At 61.7% G+C, this 20,156-nt stretch carries 22 protein-coding genes; 12 read left to right on the forward strand and 10 right to left on the reverse strand.

Annotated features, from left to right (window positions below):
* Nucleotides 1–18: 18 nt before the first annotated feature.
* Genes HX823_RS05145 through HX823_RS05160 form a run of 4 tightly spaced genes read left to right on the forward strand, consistent with a single transcriptional unit; the run spans nucleotide 19 to nucleotide 2,588 of the window.
* Nucleotides 19–453: a DUF4426 domain-containing protein gene (locus tag HX823_RS05145; RefSeq protein ID WP_016976033.1), complete on the forward strand. Its 435-nt coding sequence runs from the start codon at nucleotides 19–21 to the stop codon at nucleotides 451–453.
* Nucleotides 450–1,046, forward strand: coding sequence for an RdgB/HAM1 family non-canonical purine NTP pyrophosphatase (gene rdgB, locus HX823_RS05150; protein WP_177074291.1), 597 nt, complete (start codon nucleotides 450–452; stop codon nucleotides 1,044–1,046). Before HX823_RS05145 ends, rdgB begins: the two co-directional genes overlap by 4 nt.
* The gene (hemW, locus tag HX823_RS05155) at nucleotides 1,043–2,245 is read left to right on the forward strand and encodes a radical SAM family heme chaperone HemW (protein WP_256349964.1); all 1,203 of its coding nucleotides are present in this window, start codon (nucleotides 1,043–1,045) and stop codon (nucleotides 2,243–2,245) included. Before rdgB ends, hemW begins: the two co-directional genes overlap by 4 nt.
* Before the next feature lie 19 nt (nucleotides 2,246–2,264).
* Nucleotides 2,265–2,588, forward strand: coding sequence for a DUF3392 domain-containing protein (locus HX823_RS05160; RefSeq protein ID WP_016972961.1), 324 nt, complete (start codon nucleotides 2,265–2,267; stop codon nucleotides 2,586–2,588).
* Nucleotides 2,589–2,732: 144 nt separating this feature from the next.
* Here HX823_RS05160 and trmB read toward each other — a convergent pair whose 3' ends face one another.
* The 4 genes from trmB to HX823_RS05180 form a co-directional block, all read right to left on the reverse strand.
* Nucleotides 2,733–3,458 (reverse strand): tRNA (guanosine(46)-N7)-methyltransferase TrmB, encoded by a 726-nt coding sequence (gene trmB / locus HX823_RS05165; RefSeq protein ID WP_177074292.1) that lies wholly within the window; start codon nucleotides 3,456–3,458, stop codon nucleotides 2,733–2,735.
* Nucleotides 3,459–3,467: 9 nt separating this feature from the next.
* Nucleotides 3,468–4,262 (reverse strand): thiazole synthase, encoded by a 795-nt coding sequence (locus HX823_RS05170; RefSeq protein ID WP_016976029.1) that lies wholly within the window; start codon nucleotides 4,260–4,262, stop codon nucleotides 3,468–3,470.
* Between the two features lie 52 nt (nucleotides 4,263–4,314).
* The gene (thiS, locus tag HX823_RS05175; protein ID WP_015886354.1) at nucleotides 4,315–4,515 is read right to left on the reverse strand and encodes a sulfur carrier protein ThiS; all 201 of its coding nucleotides are present in this window, start codon (nucleotides 4,513–4,515) and stop codon (nucleotides 4,315–4,317) included.
* Nucleotides 4,516–4,586: 71 nt separating this feature from the next.
* Nucleotides 4,587–4,964, reverse strand: coding sequence for a DUF423 domain-containing protein (locus HX823_RS05180; protein ID WP_105697151.1), 378 nt, complete (start codon nucleotides 4,962–4,964; stop codon nucleotides 4,587–4,589).
* Nucleotides 4,965–5,038: 74 nt separating this feature from the next.
* On the opposite strand from HX823_RS05180, the gene mtgA reads away from it, so the two are divergent.
* Nucleotides 5,039–5,761 (forward strand): monofunctional biosynthetic peptidoglycan transglycosylase, encoded by a 723-nt coding sequence (gene mtgA / locus HX823_RS05185; protein ID WP_177074293.1) that lies wholly within the window; start codon nucleotides 5,039–5,041, stop codon nucleotides 5,759–5,761.
* Between the two features lie 125 nt (nucleotides 5,762–5,886).
* On the opposite strand, the gene rpoH is transcribed toward mtgA, so the two are convergent.
* The 4 genes from rpoH to ftsY form a co-directional block, all read right to left on the reverse strand.
* A complete protein-coding gene (gene rpoH / locus HX823_RS05190; RefSeq protein ID WP_016972967.1) occupies nucleotides 5,887–6,741 on the reverse strand; it encodes an RNA polymerase sigma factor RpoH in 855 nt (284 codons plus the stop codon).
* Between the two features lie 126 nt (nucleotides 6,742–6,867).
* Nucleotides 6,868–7,893 (reverse strand): permease-like cell division protein FtsX, encoded by a 1,026-nt coding sequence (ftsX, locus tag HX823_RS05195; protein ID WP_177074294.1) that lies wholly within the window; start codon nucleotides 7,891–7,893, stop codon nucleotides 6,868–6,870.
* Entirely contained in the window at nucleotides 7,890–8,561 is a 672-nt protein-coding gene (gene ftsE / locus HX823_RS05200) for a cell division ATP-binding protein FtsE (RefSeq protein ID WP_003234627.1), read from the reverse strand. The genes ftsX and ftsE overlap by 4 nt, the downstream gene beginning before the upstream one ends.
* Nucleotides 8,558–9,898, reverse strand: a complete 1,341-nt coding sequence (ftsY, locus tag HX823_RS05205; protein ID WP_177074295.1) for a signal recognition particle-docking protein FtsY — start codon at nucleotides 9,896–9,898, stop codon at nucleotides 8,558–8,560. The genes ftsE and ftsY overlap by 4 nt, the downstream gene beginning before the upstream one ends.
* A gap of 231 nt (nucleotides 9,899–10,129) precedes the next feature.
* Between ftsY and HX823_RS05210 the strand changes: the two genes are divergently transcribed.
* The 4 genes from HX823_RS05210 to HX823_RS05225 all read left to right on the forward strand — a co-directional run bounded on the left by HX823_RS05210 (nucleotide 10,130) and on the right by HX823_RS05225 (nucleotide 14,758).
* Nucleotides 10,130–11,485 (forward strand): pitrilysin family protein, encoded by a 1,356-nt coding sequence (locus tag HX823_RS05210; RefSeq protein WP_177074296.1) that lies wholly within the window; start codon nucleotides 10,130–10,132, stop codon nucleotides 11,483–11,485.
* Nucleotides 11,478–12,968, forward strand: a complete 1,491-nt coding sequence (locus tag HX823_RS05215; protein WP_038850625.1) for a pitrilysin family protein — start codon at nucleotides 11,478–11,480, stop codon at nucleotides 12,966–12,968. Before HX823_RS05210 ends, HX823_RS05215 begins: the two co-directional genes overlap by 8 nt.
* Nucleotides 12,968–13,585 carry a 16S rRNA (guanine(966)-N(2))-methyltransferase RsmD gene (gene rsmD, locus HX823_RS05220; RefSeq protein ID WP_177074297.1) on the forward strand — a complete coding sequence of 206 codons (618 nt, stop codon included), beginning with the start codon at nucleotides 12,968–12,970 and terminating at the stop codon, nucleotides 13,583–13,585. The genes HX823_RS05215 and rsmD overlap by 1 nt, the downstream gene beginning before the upstream one ends.
* A gap of 180 nt (nucleotides 13,586–13,765) precedes the next feature.
* Nucleotides 13,766–14,758: a hydrolase gene (locus HX823_RS05225; RefSeq protein WP_177074298.1), complete on the forward strand. Its 993-nt coding sequence runs from the start codon at nucleotides 13,766–13,768 to the stop codon at nucleotides 14,756–14,758.
* Here HX823_RS05225 and HX823_RS05230 read toward each other — a convergent pair.
* Together HX823_RS05230 and HX823_RS05235 are read right to left on the reverse strand one after the other, a co-directional pair.
* Entirely contained in the window at nucleotides 14,745–15,599 is an 855-nt protein-coding gene (locus HX823_RS05230) for a sulfurtransferase (RefSeq protein ID WP_177074299.1), read from the reverse strand. The genes HX823_RS05225 and HX823_RS05230 overlap by 14 nt on opposite strands.
* Before the next feature lie 34 nt (nucleotides 15,600–15,633).
* Complete coding sequence (locus HX823_RS05235; RefSeq protein ID WP_010207263.1) at nucleotides 15,634–16,305, reverse strand: TetR/AcrR family transcriptional regulator; 672 nt, start codon at nucleotides 16,303–16,305, stop codon at nucleotides 15,634–15,636.
* 144 nt (nucleotides 16,306–16,449) lie between these two features.
* On the opposite strand from HX823_RS05235, the gene HX823_RS05240 reads away from it, so the two are divergent.
* The 3 genes from HX823_RS05240 to HX823_RS05250 are packed head-to-tail and all read left to right on the forward strand — an operon-like array spanning nucleotide 16,450 to nucleotide 20,085.
* Nucleotides 16,450–17,877 carry a coniferyl aldehyde dehydrogenase gene (locus HX823_RS05240; RefSeq protein WP_177074300.1) on the forward strand — a complete coding sequence of 476 codons (1,428 nt, stop codon included), beginning with the start codon at nucleotides 16,450–16,452 and terminating at the stop codon, nucleotides 17,875–17,877.
* A gap of 28 nt (nucleotides 17,878–17,905) precedes the next feature.
* On the forward strand, nucleotides 17,906–18,451 hold the full coding sequence (locus HX823_RS05245; RefSeq protein ID WP_177074301.1) for a twin-arginine translocation pathway signal protein: 546 nt from the start codon (nucleotides 17,906–17,908) through the stop codon (nucleotides 18,449–18,451).
* Between the two features lie 38 nt (nucleotides 18,452–18,489).
* Nucleotides 18,490–20,085, forward strand: a complete 1,596-nt coding sequence (locus tag HX823_RS05250) for a GMC family oxidoreductase (RefSeq protein ID WP_177074302.1) — start codon at nucleotides 18,490–18,492, stop codon at nucleotides 20,083–20,085.
* Nucleotides 20,086–20,156: the final 71 nt, after the last annotated feature.

A 20,156-nucleotide genomic window follows, 5' to 3' on the forward strand; every position in this document is an offset into this window, starting at 1 on the left:
TCTTCAAGAGGGACGCTCATGAGTCGTTTGGCTATTTTTCTATTGACCGCCTGCCTGGGCGCCAGCGCCGTGGCCGCAGACGCAATAGACGCTAACCGCAAGAAAGACTTCGGTGACATCACCGTGCACTACAACACCTTCACCTCCAGCTTCCTGCAACCGGAAACGGCCCAGGCTGTCGGCGTGGTACGCAGCAAGGAGAAGGGCCTGATCAACGTGACCGTGATCAAGGGCGTGACCCCGGTGGCCGCGCAAGTCACCGGCACCATCAAGGACCTGGGCGGCAAGAGCGAGATCCTGACCTTCAAGCAGATCAACGAGAAAGGCGGCGTCAACTATCTCGCGCCCTACTCCGTGACCCAGCGGGAATACAAGACGTTTACCATCAATGTTGAAACCGGCGGCAAAGCCCATAGCTTCCAATTCAACCAAGAACTGTTCCCGGCCGAATGATGAAACTCACCCAACTCGTACTGGCCAGCCATAACGCCGGCAAACTCAAAGAATTGCAGGCGATGCTCGGCGACTCCGTGCACCTGCGCTCCATTGGCGAGTTCAGCCAGGTGGAGCCGGAAGAGACCGGCTTGTCGTTCGTCGAGAACGCCATCCTCAAGGCGCGTAACGCAGCACGCATCTCCGGCCTGCCGGCGCTGGCGGACGACTCGGGCCTGGCGGTGGACTTCCTCGGCGGTGCCCCTGGCATTTATTCGGCACGTTATGCCGACGGCAAGGGCGACGCGGCCAACAACGCCAAGCTGCTGGACGCCCTCAAGGACGTGCCGGATGAAGAGCGCGGCGCGCAGTTCGTCTGCGTGTTGGCCCTGGTGCGCCACGCCGATGACCCGCTGCCGATCCTGTGCGAAGGCCTGTGGCACGGGCGCATCCTGCATGCGGCCAGTGGCGAACATGGTTTTGGCTATGACCCGCTGTTCTGGGTGCCCGAACGCAATGTTTCCAGTGCCGAACTGAGCCCGACCGACAAAAACCAGATCAGCCACCGTGCTCGCGCAATGGATTTGCTGCGCCAACGCCTGAGCCTGAAATGACCCAGAACACCTCTGCGCAGCCGCTGATCCACGGCGGCGCGCAAACACCTCGGGCGGCCTTGCCGGTACTGCCGCCCCTGGCGCTGTATATCCACATCCCGTGGTGCGTGCGCAAATGCCCCTATTGCGACTTCAACTCCCACACCGCCAGCAAGGTGCTGCCGGAAGAGGAGTATGTGGACGCCTTGCTGGCCGATCTCGACCAGGATCTGCACGCTGTGTACGGTCGCGAGCTGAGTTCGATCTTCTTTGGCGGCGGTACGCCAAGCCTGTTCAGCGCCGCCGCATTGGGCCGCCTGCTCAAGGGTGTGGAAGCGCGCATCCCGTTTGCCAGTGATATCGAGATCACTTTGGAAGCCAACCCCGGCACCTTCGAACAAGAGAAGTTCGTGGCGTACCGCAAGCTGGGGATCAACCGGCTGTCCATCGGCATCCAGAGTTTCCAGCAGGAAAAGCTTGAAGCGTTGGGGCGTATCCATAATGGCGATGAAGCCGTGCGCGCAGCGGGCATGGCGCGCCTGGCCGGGTTTGATAACTTCAACCTGGACTTGATGCACGGTTTGCCCGATCAGTCCCTGGACGACGCCCTGAGCGACCTGCGCCAGGCCATCGCGCTGAAGCCGACGCACTTGTCCTGGTACCAGCTGACCCTGGAACCCAACACCGTATTCTGGAACCAGCCGCCCACGCTGCCAGAAGACGACACGCTGTGGGACATTCAGGAAGCCGGCCAGGCGCTGCTTGCCGAACACGGTTACGCGCAATATGAAGTGTCGGCCTACGCGCAACCGGGTCGCCCGGCGCGGCACAACCTGAACTACTGGAGCTTCGGCGACTTCATCGGCATCGGCGCCGGTGCCCACGGCAAGCTCAGCCACCCCGACGGGCGCATCGTGCGCACCTGGAAGACCCGAGCACCAAAGGACTACCTCAACCCGGCCAAAAGCTTTCAGGCCGGCGCGAAGGAACTGACCAATGAAGAACTGCCATTCGAGTTCCTGATGAACGCGTTGCGCCTCACCGAGGGCGTCGAGGCCAGGCTCTACGCCGAGCGCACCGGCCTCGATCTGGCGAGCCTCGATGAAGGCCGTCGCGAGGCCGAACAAAGTGGCTTAATGCAGGTCGAACCGTCACGCCTGGCGGCGACCGACCGTGGGCAACTCTTTCTCAATGACCTGTTGCAAAAGTTTTTGAGCTGATCGCTCTTAAGGAAATCGAATGGATTTGGTACTCGACCTGCTCGCCACCGTATCCCGCTGGAGCCGTAGCAACCTGTCGGAAATCTCCCTGGCCCTCGTCGGCTGCCTGCTGGTGCTGTTCGGCGCGGATATCAAAGGCTGGGTGGAAGCGCGCTTGGGCAGCATCGCCGGCGCGTTGCGCGTACCGTTGATGGCGCTGGTGTGCATGATCGGCAGCGGCGCCGCGTTGATCTACGCCACGCCGTGGATTGTGCGGGGGTTGAGCCAGTTCAATAACTACAGCCTGGCGCCGGTGTTGGTGGTGGTGCTGGTGTTGATTGGCGTTGTGGCAGACCGCCGCTGACTCCCACGCCAACGCAGATACAAATGTGGGAGCGGGCTTGCTCGCGAATGCGGTGCATCAGTCAACATTTCCGGTGACTGACACTCCGCTTTCGCGAGCAAGCCCGCTCCCACATTTTTGACCGCATTCCAAATCAACGGTTTGTCAGTCAACCTTCTCTAACTTCAAATCCCACACCCCATGCCCCAACCGCTCACCACGGCGTTCAAACTTGGTGATCGGACGCTCAGCCGGGCGTGGCACGCATTTGCCATCTTCGGCGATGTTGCGGTAGCCGGGGGCGACGTTCATCACTTCCAGCATGTATTCCGCATACGGTTCCCAGTCGGTGGCCATGTGCAGGATGCCGCCCACTTTCAGCTTGCTACGTACCAGCTCCGCGAAGGAGGCCTGGACGATGCGGCGCTTGTGGTGACGGGATTTGTGCCATGGGTCCGGGAAGAACAACATCAGGCGGTCGAGGCTGTTGTCGGCGATGCAGCGGTTGAGCACTTCGATCGCGTCGCAGTCATACACGCGCAGGTTGGTCAGCCCTTGGGTCAGCACGCCATTGAGCAGCGCGCCTACACCTGGGCGGTGCACTTCCACGCCGATAAAGTCCTGGTCCGGCGCGGCGGCGGCCATTTCCAGCAGGGAATGGCCCATGCCGAAGCCGATTTCCAGGGAACGCGGGGCCGAACGGCCGAACACCTGGTCGTAATCCACCGGCGCATCGGCCAGCGGCAACACGAACAGCGGCGTACCTTGCTCCAGGCCCTTTTGCTGGCCTTCGGTCATGCGACCGGCGCGCATCACAAAACTCTTGATGCGGCGGTGCTTGGACTCGTCGCCTTCTTCTACGGTGTTCGGCGTTTCGTTTGATTCAGTCATCAATGGCTCTTACTTGATCAGACCATCCAGCGGCGAGGAGGCGCTGGCGTAGAGTTTTTTCGGCATACGGCCGGCGAGGTAGGCCAGGCGGCCCGCGACGATGGCGTGGTTCATGGCTTGCGCCATCATGATCGGCTGCTGGGCATGGGCGATGGCCGAGTTCATCAGCACCGCGTCGCAGCCCAGCTCCATGGCGATGGTCGCGTCGGAGGCGGTGCCCACGCCGGCATCCACCAGCACCGGGATCTTGGCTTCTTCCAGGATGATCTGCAGGTTGTACGGATTGCAGATACCCAGGCCGGAACCGATCAGGCCGGCCAGTGGCATGACGGCGATGCAGCCGATTTCTGCCAGTTGGCGCGCGATGATCGGGTCATCGCTGGTGTAGACCATCACGTCAAAGCCTTCCTTGACCAGCGTTTCAGCGGCCTTGAGGGTTTCGATCACGTTGGGGAACAGGGTTTTCTGGTCGGCCAGCACTTCCAGCTTCACCAGGTTATGGCCGTCGAGCAGCTCACGCGCCAGGCGGCAGGTGCGCACGGCTTCGATGGCGTCATAGCAACCGGCGGTGTTCGGCAGGAAGGTGTAGCGATCTGGCGACAGCACTTCGAGCAGGTTCGGCTCGCCTTCGATCTGGCCCAGGTTGGTGCGGCGCACGGCGAAGGTGACAATCTCGGCGCCCGAGGCTTCGATGGCCAGGCGGGTTTCTTCCATGTCGCGGTACTTGCCGGTGCCGACCAGCAGACGGGACTGGAAGGTACGACCGGCCAGGACGAAGGGCTTGTCGCTACGAACGATGCTCATGGGAAATCCTCGAAATGGGGTGAGGTTCTGCAGAATTCAGGAAGCTGCGCGACTAGCCGCCGCCGATGGCGTGGACCACTTCGACCTGGTCACCTTCGGTGAGCGCAGTTTCGGCGTGCAGGCTACGCGGGACGATATCCAGGTTGAGTTCCACTGCGACGCGACGCCCGGTCAGGTCCAGGCGCGTCAGCAGGGCCGCAACGGTTTCACCGTCGGGCAGTTCAAAGGATTCGCCGTTCAACTGAATGCGCATGCCACGGGCCGCCATCGTTTTAAGGGGCCCGCATTCTAGCCCGATTGACGTTGCCGGCCCAAGCCCCTTGGTCAGGCGGCCTGCAGGCGCCATGCCGCCAGACCGAGGAAAAACCAACCTAAAAGGAACGCCAGCCCACCAAACGGCGTGATGATGCCTAGCTTGCTGAAACCTGTCAGCGTCAGCACATACAGGCTGCCGGAGAACAACAGGATGCCGACGGTAAACGAGATGCCCGCCCAGCTGACCAAACGGCCAGGAATATGCGCCGCCAGCAACGCCACACCGAACAACGCCAGGGTATGCACCAGTTGGTAGGTCACGCCGGTATGGAAGATCGCCAGGTACTCGGCGCTCAAGCGGTTTTTCAGGCCATGGGCAGCAAACGCGCCGAGGGCGACACCGGTAAAGCCAAAAAAGGCAGCCAACATCAGAAAGCCACGCAACATGAGGAACTCCAGTCAGACTCAAAGGGCCGGGTCTGTATAATGGCCCGCTCAACGGGTTCGGCCAAGCCATCTCTATGCTGCGTCTCCTCTTCAAACGCTTTCTCAACGTCGTGAAATGGTTTGCCATCGGCAGTGTGCTGCTGGTGTTGCTGTTTCGTGTCGTCCCGCCGCCGTTCACCGCGCTGATGGTGGAACGCAAGGTTGAATCCTGGTTCGACGGCGAACCCATTGACCTGCAGCGCACCTGGGTGCCGTGGGATGAGATCTCCGACGACCTCAAAGTGGCGGTGATGGCCGGCGAAGACCAGCGCTTCCCGCAGCATTGGGGCTTTGACTTCGGTGCGATCCAGGCGGCGATCCTGCACAACGAGCGCGGCGGCTCGATTCGTGGCGCCAGTACGTTGAGCCAGCAGGTGTCGAAAAACCTGTTCCTGTGGACCGGCCGCAGTTATTTGCGCAAAGGCCTGGAAGCCTGGTTTACCGGGTTGATCGAGGTGTTGTGGCCCAAACAGCGGATTCTTGAGGTGTATCTCAACAGTGTTGAGTGGGATGAGGGGGTGTTTGGCGCGGAAGCAGCGGCGCGGCATCACTTCGGCGTGAGTGCCAAGGGGCTTTCGCGGCAGCAGGCCAGCTATCTGGCGGCAGTGTTGCCTAACCCTCGGGTGTGGAGTGCCAGTCATCCGACGGCGTATGTGGCGCGGCGCGCAGCGTGGATTCGGCAGCAGATGAGTCAGTTGGGTGGGGATGGCTATTTGGTGGAGTTGAATACCTCGCGCAAGGCCCCCTGGTCCGACTGACACAACACAGAAACAAATGTGGGAGCGAGCTTGCTCGCGAAAGCGGTGGATCAGTCAATATCTCCAGTGACTGACACTCAGCTTTCGCGAGCAAGCCCGCTCCCACATTTAGACCGCGTCGCGTATTAGGCGGCGATCGACAACTTCAGCTTGTTCATCGCGCTTTTCTCAAGCTGACGAATCCGCTCGGCCGACACGTTGTACTTCTGCGCCAAGTCGTGCAGCGTAGCTTTGTCTTCCGCCAGCCAGCGCTGGTAGAGGATGTCACGGCTGCGGTCGTCGAGCACTTCCAGCGCTTCGTGCAGGTTGTGGTTGGAGTTGTCACTCCAGTCCGCATCCTCCAGTTGACGCGCCGGGTCGTACCGGTGGTCTTCCAGGTAGTTGGCCGGCGATTGGAAGGCGCTGTCGTCGTCCGCTTCAGCGGCCGGGTCGAAGGCCATGTCATGGCCGGTCAGGCGGCTTTCCATCTCGCGCACTTCACGGGGCTCCACGCCGAGGCTTTCGGCCACGCGGTGGACTTCCTCGTTGTTCAGCCACGCCAGGCGTTTCTTCTGGCTGCGCAGGTTGAAGAACAACTTGCGCTGGGCCTTGGTGGTCGCCACTTTCACGATGCGCCAGTTGCGCAGGATGAACTCGTGGATTTCCGCCTTGATCCAGTGCACGGCAAACGACACCAGACGTACACCCATTTCCGGGTTGAAGCGTTTCACAGCCTTCATCAGGCCAACGTTGCCTTCCTGGATCAGGTCAGCCTGGGCCAGGCCGTAGCCGCTATAGCTACGGGCGATATGTACGACAAAACGCAGGTGGGCGAGCACCATCTGCCGAGCCGCCCCCAAATCCTGCTCATAGTAGAGACTCTCGGCCAGTTCACGCTCCTGCTCGGGCGTCAGCAATGGAATGCTGTTGACCGTGTGCACATAGGCTTCCAGGTTCGCACCCGGGACCAAGGCATATGCAGGTTGCAAAGAAGTGGTCATACAAAACCTCCGACTTACATAACTCGTGCAGTGAAGCACTGCGAAAATTGACCGGGAACCGTAGGACAAGTTCCCTAAACCACCAATACGGTCAATACAAACGAAACCACATTAATCTGACATTAACTACTTCGGTGCCAACTCGCGTAAATGACGAGCGACCGCAATCCAAGCACCGATATACCCCAACAATACCGCGCCAAGCAAGAGACTCAGACCATCGGCTACCGGCACACCCGCCAGCGCAAAATCACTGCCGTAGAGTCCGGCCAGCCCGACCACCGCGTCGTTCAGCCAGTCCAGGCCGAACGCCAGCACGCCCCAGGACAAAATCCCGGCACCGAAACCATAAAGCGCGCCCATGTACAGAAAAGGACGACGCACATAGCTGTCCGTGCCGCCGACCAGTTTAATCACTTCTATCTCAGTGCGACGGTTTTCAATATGAAGACGAATGGTATTACCTATCACCAAAAGTAATGCAGACACCAACAGCACCGTCAGGCCGAATACAAAGCGGTCGCCCAGCTTGAGGATCGCCGCCAGGCGCTCTACCCAGACTAGATCAAGTTGCGCCTGTTGCACCTTGGGCATCTCTGCGAGTTTTTGTCGCAGGGCTTCCAGCGCCGGCTTGTCCACTTCATTGGGCGTCACCAGCACCACGCCCGGCAACGGGTTCTGTGGCAGCTCTTTAAGCGCCTCGCCCAGGCCGGATTGTTGCTGGAACTCTTCAAGGGCCTGGTCGCGGCTGATGTACTCGGCATCCGCCACACCTGGGATGTTCTTGATGTCGTCGCGCAACGCTTCGCCATCTTTGGCGCTGGCGTCGATGTTCAAGTACAGCGAGATCTGCGCCGCACGCTGCCAGGAACCGCCGAGGCGCTCCACATTATTGAGCAGCAGCGACAAACCCATCGGCAGGCTGAGGGCGACTGCCATCACCAGGCAGGTGAAAAAGCTGCCGATCGGCTGCTTGCCCAGGCGGCGCAGGCTGTCGACCAGACTGGCGCGATGGCTTTCGATCCAGGCGCGCAGCAAGGTGCTGAAGTCCGGGCCGTCGTCATCATGATCGTGTTTTTTCTTCTGCGGTTGCGGGTCGGCCGGTTTCGGCGCCACGCGCTCGGAGACTTTAGGGCTGCGTGTCGCACTCATACGCCGGCCTCCCCGTCACCGATCAGGCGGCCGCGCTGCAGGGTCAGCATGCGATGGCGCATACGCGCGATCAGCGCCAGGTCGTGACTGGCGATCAGCACGCTGGTGCCCAGCCGGTTAATGTCTTCGAACACCCCCATGATCTCGGCCGCCAGGCGCGGGTCGAGGTTACCGGTGGGTTCGTCCGCCAGCAGCAGAGCCGGCCGATGGACGATGGCGCGGGCAATGCCGACGCGCTGTTGCTGGCCGGTGGACAGGTCGCCGGGGTAGAGATCGGTCTTGTCCGACAGCGCCACGCGCTCCAGGGCCGAATCCACGCGCTTGACGATCTCGGCCTTGGACAGCCCGAGGATCTGCAACGGCAACGCCACGTTATTGAACACGGTGCGGTCGAACAGCAACTGGTGGTTCTGGAAAACTACGCCGATCTGGCGGCGCAGGAACGGAATCTGCGCATTGCTGATGGTGGCCAGGTCCTGGCCCGCCAGCAGCAACTTGCCGGTAGTCGGGCGTTCCATGGCCAGCAGCAGGCGCAACAAGGTACTTTTGCCGGCACCGGAGTGCCCGGTTACAAACAGAAACTCGCCGCGACGCACTCGAAAGCTCAGCTCATGCAAGCCCACATGCCCGTTGGCATAGCGTTTACCGACCTGTTCGAATCGAATCATGAACGCTCCCGCTCGGCAAACAGTGCCTGTACAAAGGGTTCGGCTTCAAAGGTGCGCAGGTCGTCGATGCCTTCACCGACGCCGATATAACGAATCGGCAACCCGAACTGTTTGGCCAGGGCAAAAATCACGCCGCCCTTGGCCGTGCCGTCGAGCTTAGTCAATGCCAGGCCGGTCAGCTGCACCGTCTGGTTGAATTGTTTGGCCTGGCTGATGGCGTTCTGGCCAGTGCCGGCATCCAGCACCAACAGAACCTCGTGCGGCGCGTCTGCATCAAGCTTGCCGATCACACGACGGACTTTCTTCAGCTCTTCCATCAGGTTGTCTTTGGTGTGCAGGCGACCGGCGGTATCGGCGATCAACACGTCGATGTTGCGGGCCTTGGCGGCTTGCACGGCGTCGAAGATCACCGAGGCGGAATCCGCGCCAGTGTGCTGGGCGATCACCGGGATCTTGTTGCGCTCGCCCCACACCTGCAGCTGTTCAACCGCTGCGGCGCGGAAGGTATCGCCGGCGGCCAGCATGACTTTCTTGCCTTCGGATTGCAGCTTCTTGGCCAGCTTGCCAATAGTGGTGGTCTTGCCAGCACCGTTGACGCCCACTACCAGGATCACGAACGGCTTGTTCGGAGTGATCACCAGCGGTGCCTCAACAGGCTTGAGCATGGCGGCCAGCTCGGCCTGCAGGGATTTGTACAGCGCATCGGCGTCCGTCAGTTGCTTGCGCGCGACCTTCTGCGTGAGGCTCTGGATAATCACGGCGGTGGCTTCGACGCCCACGTCGGCGGTGAGCAGACGGGTTTCGATGTCTTCCAACAGTTCGTCATCGATGACTTTTTTGCCGAGAAACAGGCTGGCCATGCCTTCGCCGATGCTGGCGCTGGTCTTGCTCAGGCCCTGCTTGAGGCGGGCAAAGAAGCCGGTCTTGCTGGTTTCGACGGCAGCTGCCACGGGTTCTGGCTCGATCACCGCAGGCGCAGCGACCTCGACCACAGCCGGAATCGGCGGAGTCACGTGCTCAGCCTGCACATCTTCGACCAGGGCCACGGGCTCTTCGGCCACCGGCAGTTCTGGCCAGGGCTTGTGCTCTGGTTCTGGTTCTGGCTCAGGCTCAGCTTCGACCACCGGCTGCAACACCGGCTCGGCCATCGGCAACACCACCGGCTCCGGCGCTTGCGCGACCGGCTCGGCTTCTACTATAGGCTCAGGGATGGGTTCAGGCTGAACCGGCGGCTGTTCGTCGACGGTTTCCTGCGGCTTTTTGCGCAGCCATCCGAACAGGCCTTTTTTCTCGCCAGCCGCAGCTGGGGTCTTCTTGTCGTCGTTGGAACCAAACATGGAGACGGCTATCTCAAGGTAGCGACGCGCCAGTAGGCGCGTCGGTAAATAAAATTCGATGCGTAACAGACTGTTTTTTAGCCAGCTCGTTCATGCGCAACATTTTGAAGGCCAAAATAGGGCCTCAACAAGACAGCCGCAGTGGCCGTCACTCAGTCGGATCAGTATCCTAGCACCTCCTCGCCCGCCGACGCTAAGACCAAGCGGGCAGCCCAACAGGTTTAAAAACGAATGAATGCTCTAGCCCGCCGCGCCGCAGGCCTGCTGTTCAGCACAGTTTGTCTGCCTCTTTCAGCCTTGGCTGCCGACCCACAACCCACCCATGAATTCACCCTGGACAACGGCCTGAAGGTGGTCGTACGCGAAGATCATCGCGCGCCAGTGGTGGTTTCCCAGGTTTGGTACAAGGTTGGTTCGAGCTACGAAACCCCGGGCCAGACCGGTTTGTCCCACGCCCTGGAACACATGATGTTCAAGGGCAGCGCCAAAGTCGGCCCCGGCGAAGCCTCGCTGATCCTGCGCGACCTGGGCGCCGAAGAGAACGCCTTCACCAGCGACGATTACACCGCCTACTACCAAGTACTGGCCCGTGATCGCCTGGGCGTCGCCTTCGAACTGGAAGCCGACCGCATGGCCAGCCTGCGCCTGCCGGCCGACGAGTTCAGCCGCGAAATCGAGGTCATCAAGGAGGAGCGCCGCCTGCGCACCGACGATAACCCGATGTCCAAGGCCTACGAGCGCTTCAAGGCCATGGCTTTCCCGGCCAGCGGCTATCACACGCCGACCATAGGCTGGATGGCCGACCTGGACCGCATGAAGGTCGAAGAGCTGCGTCACTGGTACCAATCCTGGTACGTGCCGAACAATGCCACGTTGGTGGTGGTCGGCGACGTCACCCCGGACGAGGTGAAAAACCTGGCCCAGCGCTACTTTGGCCCGATTCCCAAGCGTGACGTGCCACCGGCCAAGATCCCGATGGAACTCGCCGAGCCTGGCGAGCGTCTGCTGACCATGAAGGTGCAGACCCAACTGCCAAGCGTGATCCTGGGCTTCAACGTGCCTGCCCTGGCCACCGCCGAAGACAAACGCTCGGTGCAGGCCTTGCGCCTGATCTCGGCGTTGCTGGACGGCGGCTACAGTGCACGGATCTCCGAACAGTTGGAGCGCGGTGAAGAGCTGGTGTCCGCCGCCTCCACCAACTACGACGCCTACACCCGTGGCGACACCCTGTTCATGATGACCGCCACGCCCAATCAGCAGAAGAAAAAGACCGTCGCCCAAGCCGAAGCCGGCCTGTGGCGTCTGCTGGAAGAGCTGAAGGCAAAGCCGCCGACCGCCGAAGAGCTGGAACGCATCCGCGCCCAGGTGATTGCCGGCCTGGTCTACCAGCGTGATTCCATCACCAGCCAGGCCACGGCCATTGGCTCCCTGGAGACCGTTGGCCTGTCCTGGAAACTGATGGACACCGAGCTTGCCGACCTGCAAAGCGTGACCCCGGAGGATATCCAGAAAGCCGCGCGAACCTATTTCACCCGCGAACGTCTCAGCGTCGCCCATGTCTTGCCTCTGGAGACCGCTCATGAGTGATCGCAAAAGCAGCCGCCTGATTTTCCCCGGCCTGATCGTTGTCACCCTGATCGCCGCCAGCGCCGTGTATTTCCTGCGTCCGAGCGACTCCGTCGCCAGCCCGGCGCTGGAAAAAGCCCAGTCGAGCAACAAACTGCAATCCCTGGCAGAGCTGGACGACAAGGCACCGACCAACCGCAAGCTCGACGTACAAACCTGGACCACCGCCGAAGGCGCCAAGGTGCTGTTCGTCGAAGCCCATGAACTGCCGATGTTCGATGTGCGCATCCTGTTCGCCGCCGGCAGCAGCCAGGACGGCAACGTGCCGGGCCTGGCGCTGATGACCAACGCCATGCTCAACGAAGGCGTGCCGGGCAAGGATGTAAGCCAGATCGCCCGTGACTTCGAGGGCCTGGGCGCGGACTTTGGCAATGGCGCGTACCGCGACATGGCGCTGGTGTCCCTGCGCAGCCTCAGCGACAGCGATAAACGCGACGCCGCCCTGAGCCTGTTTGACCAGGTGATCGGCAAGCCGACCTTCCCCGCCGACTCCCTGGCGCGGATCAAGAACCAGATCCTCGCCGGCTTCGAGTACCAGAAGCAGAACCCCGGCAAGCTGGCGAGTCTGGAGCTGTTCAAGCGCCTGTACGGCGATCACCCTTACGCACACCCGAGCGAAGGCACGCCGGAGAGCGTTCCGAAGATTACCCTGGCGCAGTTGCAGGGGTTCCATGCCAAGGCCTATGCGGCCGGCAACGCGGTGATCGCGGTGGTGGGTGACCTGACCCGCGCCGAAGCCGAAGCCATGACCGGCAAGATTTCCGCCTCGCTGCCTAAAGGCCCGGCCTTGCCGAAAATCGCCCAGCCGACCGAACCCAAGCCGGGTTTGAACCGCATCGAATTCCCGTCCAAGCAGACGCACCTGCTGTTCGCCCAACTGGGCATCGACCGCGCCGACCCGGACTATGCGGCTTTGTCCCTGGGTAACCAGATCCTTGGCGGCGGTGGTTTCGGCACCCGCCTGATGAGCGAAGTGCGTGAAAAACGCGGCCTCACCTATGGCGTGTACTCCGGCTTTTCACCGATGCAGGTGCGCGGCCCGTTCATGATCCAGCTGCAGACCCGCGCCGAAATGAGCGGCGGCACCCTGCGCCTGGTGGAAGACGTGGTGAAGGACTACCTCGACAACGGCCCGACGCAAAAGGAACTGGATGACGCCAAGCGCGAGCTGGCTGGCAGCTTCCCGCTGTCGACCGCGAGCAACGCCGATATCGCCGGGCAGTTGGGCGCGATGGGTTTCTACAACCTGCCGCTGACCTATCTGGAAGATTTCATGAAACAATCCCAGGCCCTGACCGTAGAGCAGGTCAAGGCTGCCATGAACAAACACTTGAGCGCCGACAAGATGGTCATCGTGACCGCCGGCCCGACGATTGCGCAAAAGCCACTACCGCCCCCCACTGACAAACCCGCCGAGCAGCCGCTCGGGGTTCCGGAGCATTAATGGCCAGTTCATCTCGCCCGAAAAAACCTGTCCACAACGTGCATAACGGTGTGGGCCAGCTGCGCATCATTGGCGGCGAATGGCGCAGCCGCAAGCTGAGCTTCCCTGACGTGGTCGGCCTGCGCCCGACGCCGGACCGCGTGCGTGAAACCCTGTTCAACTGGCTCGCGCCGTACATCGCGGGCGCCAAGGTGCTGGACCCGTTTGCCGGCAGTGGCGCGTTGTTCCTGGAGTCGTTGTCCCGTGGCGCCGCCCAGGCTCAGGCGCTGGATGCGAGCAATATCGCAGTCTCCAGTCTCAAGGAACACCTGGGCACCCTGCGCTGTACCAATGGCCAGGTGCAAACCGCCGACGCGCTGCGGTACCTGGAAACCCAGCCAGCCAGCCCGTTCGACGTGGTGTTCCTCGACCCGCCGTTCAACCAGAACCTGCTGCCGACCGTGTGCACGCTGCTGGAAGAGCGCGAGTGGCTGGCGCCGGATGCATGGATCTACACTGAAAGCGAGACCGCGCCTTCGACCCTGGGCCTGCCGGCAAGCTGGCGCCTGCACAGGGAGCAGAAGTCCGGACGGGTGTATTACGCGTTGTGGCATCGGCTGGTCGAAAGCGCCGCTTAAACTGTGGTGAGCGGGTTTGTTGTGGCGAGGGAGCTTGCTCCCGCTGGGCTGCAAAGCAGCCCCAAAACCTGCAACCGTGCTCTGACTGAACAAACGCGGCGCTCTTGATAGGGCTGCTGCGCAGCCCAGCGGGAGCAAGCTCCCTCGCCACAGTTAAATGTGCTTGCTGCTGAGAGTTTCATGAAGCCTTCTACCCACCTGTTCACCCCCGCCTTCGGCCTCGGCAACCCCCACCTGCAAACACTGTGGGGGCCGCTGTGGCGTCCCACCACCCACATCGACCGCCAACGCGAGCGCCTGTGGCTGGAAGACGGCGACTTCCTCGACCTCGACTGGCATGGCCCCCACGACGCGCAAGCGCCGTTGGTGCTGGTGCTGCACGGGCTGACCGGTTCATCCAACTCGCCTTACGTGGCCGGCCTGCAAAAAGCCCTGGCTGCGCAAGGCTGGGCCAGCGCCGCGTTGAACTGGCGTGGCTGTTCGGGCGAACCGAATCTGTTGGCGCGCAGCTATCACTCCGGTGCCAGCGAAGACCTCGCGGCAGCGATTGCCCATCTGCGCACCAAGCGGCCGTTGGCGCCGCTGTATGCCGTGGGTTATTCGCTGGGCGGCAATGTGTTGCTCAAGCACCTGGGCGAAACCGGCGCGGCATCGGGGTTGGAAGGTGCGGCGGCGGTTTCGGTGCCGTTTCGCCTGGACCAATGTGCAGACCGCATCGGACTGGGCTTTTCGCGGGTTTATCAGAAGCACTTCATGCGTGAAATGCTGGCGTATATCCGCGTCAAGCAGCGTCGTTTTCTGCAGGACGGCCAGGCAGATGGGCTCAAAACCCTGGAAGCCTTGGGCTCACTGGAAAAGATGCGTACGTTCTGGGATTTCGATGGGCGGGTGACTGCGCCGCTCCACGGGTTTCTGAGTGCCGAGGACTATTACCGCCGTGCGTCGAGCCGCTATTACCTGGGCGATATCCGCACGCCCACCCTGATCATCCAGGCCGCCGATGACCCGTTTGTGTTCGCCCATAGCCTGCCCGAGGCGAGTGAATTATCGGCGTGCACGGAGTTTGAGCTGCTGGCCAAGGGTGGGCATGTGGGGTTTGTCGATGGCACCCTCAAGCGCCCCGGTTATTACCTGGAGCGCCGTATTCCCGCCTGGTTGCTCAGTCGCCGGTAGCGATTGCCCGCGTCGGATCAGTAATCCACTCGCTCCATGACCCCGCATACAACTTGCCCAACGGGTAACCCGCCAAGCTCAGGGCGAACAGGTTGTGGCACGCCGTCACGCCCGAACCGCAATACGCCACCAACTCATCCGGCGAGCGGCCTTGCAGTTGGGCGGCGAAGCGCTGCTTGAGCTGTTCAGCCGGCAGGAAGCGGCCGTCCGCGCCAAGGTTTTCGTTGAAGGCCGCACATTGCGCGCCCGGGATGTGCCCGGCAATCGGGTCAATCGGCTCCACTTCGCCGCGAAAGCGTGGTTGAGCACGGGCATCGATCAGCGTCAGTCCCGGCTGGCCCAAGCGTTTTTGCAGGTGTTCGGCGTCCAGCAACAAGTGGCTGTCCGGCGTACCAGCGAACGTCCCAGGCTCCACCAGCGGCGCGTCCAGGCTCAGCGGGAAACCTGCGGCGTGCCAGGCCTTGAGGCCGCCATCCAGGATAAACACGCCATCGCGCTTGCCCAGCCAGGCCAGCAGCCACCAGGCGCGGGCGGCATAGGCGCCGGGGCCGTCGTCGTACAGCACGATTTCGGTATCTGCGTTGATGCCCCACGCCCGCAATTGCTGGCCCAAGGTGTCCGCCGCCGGCAATGGGTGACGTCCCGTGACGCCCTTGGTCACCGGGCCACTGAGGTGTCGCTCCAGGTCGGCGTATTGCGCGCCTTCGATATGCCCCTCGGCATAGCTGCAACGCCCGTAGTCCGGGTCTTCCAGGGCAAAACGGCAATCCAGGATCACCACCCCGCCGGCCTTCTGGCGCTCGGCCAGTTGCTGGGGGCTGATCAGTTGGGCAAGCGGCATGACGGACTCCTAGTGAACAGATTCGGGAAAGGTCCTACTTCACTTCTTCCAATGCCTGATTCAACGGCACGTAAAACTCTTTGAACAATGCATCCACGGCGTCTTTGGCTTGAGGGGTGACAAACCCGGCCTCCAGCACCAGCACCTGATACACCCCACGCTTGATCGCCTCGGCGCTCAAATGGGCAGAGTTTTCATTGGTGGTGCACAAGAAACGCACCCAGGAGGTGAGGATGATCCAGGCGTTGAGGGTCAGGGCTTCGGTTTGCACCGGGTCCATATTGAGGATGCCGGCATCGACAAACCCTTGGTAAATAGCCCCGCCCTGGGTCAGGCAGCGCTGGGAAAAGCGCCGATAGCCGGTCGCCAGTTCGGGGTCGCTTTCCAGCAGATGTTCGAGGTCGCGGTGCAGGAAACGGTAGCGCCACATGCCGGCCAGCACGGCCTGCAGGTAGAAACGTTTGTCTTCGACGGTGACGGCACGGCCTTGGGGCGGGCGCAGGAAACTGTCCACCAGCGCTTCATATTCGCGAAACAGCACGGCGATGATCGCCTGCTTGTTGGGGAAGTGGTAGTACAGGTTGCCCGGCGAAATTTCCATATGGGCGGCGATGTGGTTGGTGCTCACACTGCGTTCGCCCTGCTGGTTAAAAAGCTCCAGGCTGGTTTGCACAATGCGCTCGCTGGTCTTTACTCGTGGTGCCATAGGGGATCAGCTTCTGTACACGTGATGGAGCATCTTACGGCCTAATCTTGCAGGGATAAATCCGCATCTGCGTAATGATATTTGACAATTTAGAGCAATGACTCTAAAAATCCAGGCAGACCTATAACAATCGGGAACGCCGCCATGTCTGCCAACGTTGCCTATCTGCAAGATTCCCAGGTGCTGGACCAGCTCCAAGACCGGTTCGACACCCAGCGCCGCGCCTACGCCGCCAACCCGATGCCGCCGGCCGCGCAACGCCAGCAATGGCTCAAGGCCCTGCGCGGCCTGCTCAGCGACGAGCGCCAGGCGCTGATCAACGCGATCAGCCAGGACTTCAGCCACCGCAGTGCGGACGAAACCCTGTTCGCCGAGCTGATGCCCAGCCTGCACGGCATTCACTACGCCAGCAAACACCTCAAGGGTTGGATGAAACCTTCCCGTCGCGCCGTAGGCATTGCCTTCCAGCCCGCGTCAGCCAAAGTCATCTATCAACCCCTGGGCGTGGTGGGCGTGATCGTGCCCTGGAACTACCCGTTGTACCTGGCCATCGGACCGCTGGTCGGCGCATTGGCGGCGGGCAATCGGGTGATGCTCAAGCTCAGCGAGTCCACCCCCGCCACCGGCGAGTTGCTCAAGGCACTGCTGGCGAAGATCTTCCCCGAGGACCTGGTGTGCGTGGTGCTGGGTGAGGCAGAAGTCGGCATGGCCTTCTCCAAGCTGCCCTTCGATCACCTGCTGTTTACCGGCGCCACCAGCATTGGCAAGCATGTGATGCGTGCAGCCGCCGAACACCTCACGCCGGTCACCCTGGAATTGGGTGGCAAGTCGCCCGCCATCGTGTCCGCCGATGTGCCGCTCAAGGACGCGGCCGAGCGCATCGCCTTCGGTAAAGCGCTGAACGCCGGGCAAACCTGTGTGGCACCGGACTACGTGCTGGTGCCGGAAGATCGCGTCGAGGGTTTTGTCGAAGCCTACACCCAGGCCGTTCGCGGGTTTTATCCGACCCTGGTCGACAACCCGGACTACACGGCGATCATCAACGAACGACAACTGGCCCGGCTCAACGCCTACGTCAAGGACGCCACCGACAAAGGCGCCACCTTGATTCCGTTGTACGACCACGGCCAGGCGCGGCGCATGGCCCACAGCCTGTTGCTGAACGTCAGCGATGAGATGACCGTGATGCAGGACGAAATCTTCGGCCCGGTGCTGCCGATCGTGCCCTACCGCGGCATCGACCAGGCCTTTGCCTACATCAACCAACGCCCTCGCCCACTGGCCCTGTATTACTTCGGCTACAACAAGGGCGAGCAGGACCGTGTGCTCCACGAAACCCATTCCGGCGGGGTGTGCCTGAACGACACCCTGCTGCATGTGGCCCAGGACGATATGCCGTTCGGCGGCATCGGCCCTTCGGGCATGGGCCATTACCACGGCCACGAAGGCTTCCTCACCTTCAGCAAAGCCAAAGGCGTGCTGGTGAAACAGCGCCTGAACGCGGCGAAGTTGATCTATCCGCCCTACGGCAAATCGATCCAGAAGTTGATCCAGAAGCTGTTCGTCCGCTGAAACCGCCACCCACGGGATAACAATAACAATGAACCCTAGCCTGACTGAAACACCCGCGCTGTCGCGGCGCGGCGTCCTGAAAATCGGCCTGTGCGCCAGCGCCTTCCTGGCCACCGCCGGGCTGGGCGCCAGCCTCAGCGGTTGCTCCAGTAGCACGCCGGCCAGCGGTTTCGTGATGTTGCGTAGCAGTGATCTGCCATTCCTGCGCGCCGTGATCCCGGTGTTGCTGGAAGGTGTGGCCAGTGCTCAGGCAGTTGCCAGCGGTGTTGAAGACACCCTCAAGAAGCTCGATTTCAGCCTGCAGCGGCTGTCGCCGGAGATGTTCAAGCTCACCCAGCAACTGTTCGACGTGTTGGGCATGGCTGTCACCCGTGGCCCGCTGACCGGGATCTGGGGCAGTTGGGAAAACGCCAGCAGCGAGCAGATCCGCAACTTCCTGCACCGCTGGGAAAACAGCTACCTCAACCTGCTACGCATGGGCCAGGGCTCGCTGCTCAAGCTGGTGATCATGGCCTGGTACTTCCAGCCGGCGTCCTGGGCCCATTGCGGTTACCCCGGCCCGCCGAAAATTTGAATCGCCTCCCCCCACAATAAAAACTAGAGACGACCCTGATGCCCGTACCCGATCCCTTCCGCGACGGCATGGCCCGTGGCTGGAAAACCCACAATGGCGCCGCCCTCGACAACGACCTGACGCTGGAAGCCGATGTGGCGATCATCGGCAGCGGTGCCGGTGGCGGTACCACCGCCGAAATCCTCAGCGCCGCCGGCTACAAGGTGCTGCTGATCGAAGAGGGTCCGCTCAAGACCAGCAGCGATTTCAAGTTGCTGGAAGACGAGGCCTACACCAGCCTGTATCAGGAGGGCATCGGCCGCATGAGCAAGGATGGCGCGATCACCATCCTGCAGGGCCGTGCAGTGGGCGGCACGACGCTGATCAACTGGACGTCGAGCTTCCGTACCCCGGACGCCACGCTCAGCCACTGGGCCAGCGAATATGCGGTGAAGGGTCATAGCAGCGCCGAAATGGCACCGTGGTTCGAAAAAATGGAGCAGCGCCTGGGCATCGCGCCCTGGGCCCTGCCGCCCAACCCCAACAACGATGTGATCCGCAAAGGCTGCGAGAAGCTCGGCTACAGCTGGCACGTGATCCCGCGCAATGTACGCGGCTGCTTCAACCTGGGGTATTGCGGCATGGGCTGCCCGGTCAATGCCAAGCAGTCGATGTTGGTGACCACGATTCCGTCCACCCTGGAAAAGGGCGGCGAACTGCTCTACCTGGCCCGCGCCGAACGCCTGATCTACAGCGGCGACACGATCAGCAGCCTGGAATGCGTGGCGATGGATAACCTGTGCGTGACGCCGACTGGCCGCAAAATCACCGTGAAGGCCAAGCACTACGTGCTCTCCGGCGGCGGCATCAACAGCCCGGCGTTGTTGATGCGTTCGGATGCGCCCGACCCGCACAAGCGCCTTGGCAAACGCACCTTCCTGCACCTGGTGAATTTTTCCGCCGGATTGTTCGACGAGGTAATCAACCCGTTCTACGGCGCGCCGCAGTCAATCTATTCCGACCATTTCCAGTGGCAGGATGGCACCACTGGCAAAATGTCTTACAAGCTGGAGGCACCGCCCTTACATCCTGCGCTGGCCAGTACGTTGCTCGGTGGTTATGGCACCCAGAACGCCCTGGACATGAGCCAATTGCCCAATACCCACGCGATGCTGGCGCTGCTGCGCGATGGTTTCCACCCCGACAGCCCCGGCGGCAGCGTGGAGTTGCGCGGTGATGGTACGCCGGTACTCGACTATCAAGTGTCGGACTACGCCTGGGATGGCTTGCGCCGTGCGTTCCACAGCATGGCCGAGATCCAGTTCGCCGCGGGCGCCAAGTCGGTCAAGCCGCTGCATCACGATGCGCGCTACGTGAAAACCTTGGGCGAAGCGCGCACGATGATCGAGGAACTCAACCTGGAACTGCACCGCACCTGCCTGGGCAGTGCCCATGTGATGGGCGGTTGTGCCATGGGCGAAGACCCGAAAAATGCAGTAGCCGACAGCCTTGGTCGCCACCATCAGTTGCGCAACCTGTCGATCCACGACGGGTCATTATTCCCCACCAGCATTGGGGCCAATCCACAATTATCGGTGTACGGTTTGACCGCCCAATTGGCGACAGCATTGGCCGAACGTCTGAAAACGGCATGAAAAAACGCGCGATTAGCGGTATGTATCTACATAAGTCGACTTGGCCGACCGGGATGGCTGCGATACCATCC

Source organism: Pseudomonas sp. P7759 (genome assembly GCF_013386445.1).
Classification (GTDB): Bacteria; Pseudomonadota; Gammaproteobacteria; order Pseudomonadales; family Pseudomonadaceae; genus Aquipseudomonas; species Aquipseudomonas azotoformans_A.

Coding starts and splice junctions, on each gene's coding strand:
- HX823_RS05145 (WP_016976033.1), top strand. CDS start 19: ATGAGTCGTTTGGCTATTTTTCTATTGACCGCCTGCCTGGGCGCCAGC.
- rdgB (WP_177074291.1), top strand. CDS start 450: ATGATGAAACTCACCCAACTCGTACTGGCCAGCCATAACGCCGGCAAA.
- hemW (WP_256349964.1), top strand. CDS start 1,043: ATGACCCAGAACACCTCTGCGCAGCCGCTGATCCACGGCGGCGCGCAA.
- HX823_RS05160 (WP_016972961.1), top strand. CDS start 2,265: ATGGATTTGGTACTCGACCTGCTCGCCACCGTATCCCGCTGGAGCCGT.
- trmB (WP_177074292.1), bottom strand. CDS start 3,458: ATGACTGAATCAAACGAAACGCCGAACACCGTAGAAGAAGGCGACGAG.
- HX823_RS05170 (WP_016976029.1), bottom strand. CDS start 4,262: ATGAGCATCGTTCGTAGCGACAAGCCCTTCGTCCTGGCCGGTCGTACC.
- thiS (WP_015886354.1), bottom strand. CDS start 4,515: ATGCGCATTCAGTTGAACGGCGAATCCTTTGAACTGCCCGACGGTGAA.
- HX823_RS05180 (WP_105697151.1), bottom strand. CDS start 4,964: ATGTTGCGTGGCTTTCTGATGTTGGCTGCCTTTTTTGGCTTTACCGGT.
- mtgA (WP_177074293.1), top strand. CDS start 5,039: ATGCTGCGTCTCCTCTTCAAACGCTTTCTCAACGTCGTGAAATGGTTT.
- rpoH (WP_016972967.1), bottom strand. CDS start 6,741: ATGACCACTTCTTTGCAACCTGCATATGCCTTGGTCCCGGGTGCGAAC.
- ftsX (WP_177074294.1), bottom strand. CDS start 7,893: ATGAGTGCGACACGCAGCCCTAAAGTCTCCGAGCGCGTGGCGCCGAAA.
- ftsE (WP_003234627.1), bottom strand. CDS start 8,561: ATGATTCGATTCGAACAGGTCGGTAAACGCTATGCCAACGGGCATGTG.
- ftsY (WP_177074295.1), bottom strand. CDS start 9,898: ATGTTTGGTTCCAACGACGACAAGAAGACCCCAGCTGCGGCTGGCGAG.
- HX823_RS05210 (WP_177074296.1), top strand. CDS start 10,130: ATGAATGCTCTAGCCCGCCGCGCCGCAGGCCTGCTGTTCAGCACAGTT.
- HX823_RS05215 (WP_038850625.1), top strand. CDS start 11,478: ATGAGTGATCGCAAAAGCAGCCGCCTGATTTTCCCCGGCCTGATCGTT.
- rsmD (WP_177074297.1), top strand. CDS start 12,968: ATGGCCAGTTCATCTCGCCCGAAAAAACCTGTCCACAACGTGCATAAC.
- HX823_RS05225 (WP_177074298.1), top strand. CDS start 13,766: ATGAAGCCTTCTACCCACCTGTTCACCCCCGCCTTCGGCCTCGGCAAC.
- HX823_RS05230 (WP_177074299.1), bottom strand. CDS start 15,599: ATGCCGCTTGCCCAACTGATCAGCCCCCAGCAACTGGCCGAGCGCCAG.
- HX823_RS05235 (WP_010207263.1), bottom strand. CDS start 16,305: ATGGCACCACGAGTAAAGACCAGCGAGCGCATTGTGCAAACCAGCCTG.
- HX823_RS05240 (WP_177074300.1), top strand. CDS start 16,450: ATGTCTGCCAACGTTGCCTATCTGCAAGATTCCCAGGTGCTGGACCAG.
- HX823_RS05245 (WP_177074301.1), top strand. CDS start 17,906: ATGAACCCTAGCCTGACTGAAACACCCGCGCTGTCGCGGCGCGGCGTC.
- HX823_RS05250 (WP_177074302.1), top strand. CDS start 18,490: ATGCCCGTACCCGATCCCTTCCGCGACGGCATGGCCCGTGGCTGGAAA.